This is a genomic window from Acinetobacter sp. AG1, assembly GCF_001005525.1.
Taxonomy (GTDB): Bacteria; Pseudomonadota; Gammaproteobacteria; order Pseudomonadales; family Moraxellaceae; genus Acinetobacter; species Acinetobacter modestus.
Genome location: NZ_LBMZ01000001.1, coordinates 1 through 1,002 on the forward strand (window position 1 = coordinate 1; position 1,002 = coordinate 1,002).

General features: G+C 30.8%; 1 protein-coding gene and 1 pseudogene. One reads left to right on the plus strand and one right to left on the minus strand.

Annotated elements, in window-relative coordinates:
• Positions 1-171: 171 nt before the first annotated feature.
• Positions 172-714 carry a hypothetical protein gene (locus tag AAV96_RS00005; protein ID WP_227505806.1) on the plus strand — a complete coding sequence of 181 codons (543 nt, stop codon included), beginning with the start codon at positions 172-174 and terminating at the stop codon, positions 712-714.
• 134 nt (positions 715-848) lie between these two features.
• On the opposite strand, the pseudogene AAV96_RS18065 reads toward AAV96_RS00005, so the two are convergent.
• A pseudogene (locus AAV96_RS18065) lies at positions 849-1,002 on the minus strand (NAD(P)-dependent oxidoreductase); the annotation flags it as partial.

Genomic DNA, 1,002 nt, shown 5'->3' on the forward strand with positions numbered 1-1,002 from the left:
CAAATTTCAAGTATTTTATTTTCCATATTAATATTTATATTACTTTCTCCTAATTATAATATGAATAATTAAAAAAAGTTAACTGAATCACAAATATCAATTCAATTCCCTGAAGGCTCAACATTATCATTAACTGCTTCAGATAATCCATCGAGTTCAACAGGTTTTAGTGTGAAAGCTCAAGGAACTGGTTCCTTTACAGGATTAAGTTATACGATACCAGCTCATTCTAAAGGTACAATAAAAGCAAAAATCAGTGTTATGGCAATTACATCAGAAGATGTAAGAAAACTAAATGAGATGGTTTTAAGCATGGTAAATGCTTCAACAAAGACTAAAATTGAAGAGTTTGAAAAGACTCATGCAAGTGCTAATTTAAGTATTTGGTCATTTTGGAGTGCTGGAGCATCTGCATCATACGATAAGACTTATAAAAAGATGCAAGAGAGTGGTTTAAGTGATAGTCAGATTTCAACTATTATCGAAAAGATGTTTGAAATAGCAAAAAGCCAATCTCATGTTGAATTAGATTTTAAAGTTGATAATCGTCATAATGATTATTCAGTCAGTGGAGACCTACAGTTATATACAATTGGTGGTACAATTTCAACTGAAAAGGGAACAGCTGAATTTAGGTTTTTAGCAGATAAAGGTACTGCTGGTAAAGGTTCTGATACTGCTCCAGCTCAAGGCGAAATAATCCCATTATCTTGATGGAAATTTGTTTTTAAATTAATAAAAATCACTTTATTATAAATAAAGTGATTTTTAATTTATATTTTATTTTAGATACTATTAATAATAGCGTTTGATTTAATTATTAAAAATCATAGATTTTCGGCTATTGATTATTTAAGTGTAATCTTGGTCCATTTTTCATACATTTTGACAGCAGAAGAAAAGTCGCTATTGGGTGCTGCAGTAAGGTTTGCTGCTTGAATCAAACTCTGGGTTAAGGCGAGGATAGGTGCTGGAAGTTTTGCCTCATGCACTAAATTCAAC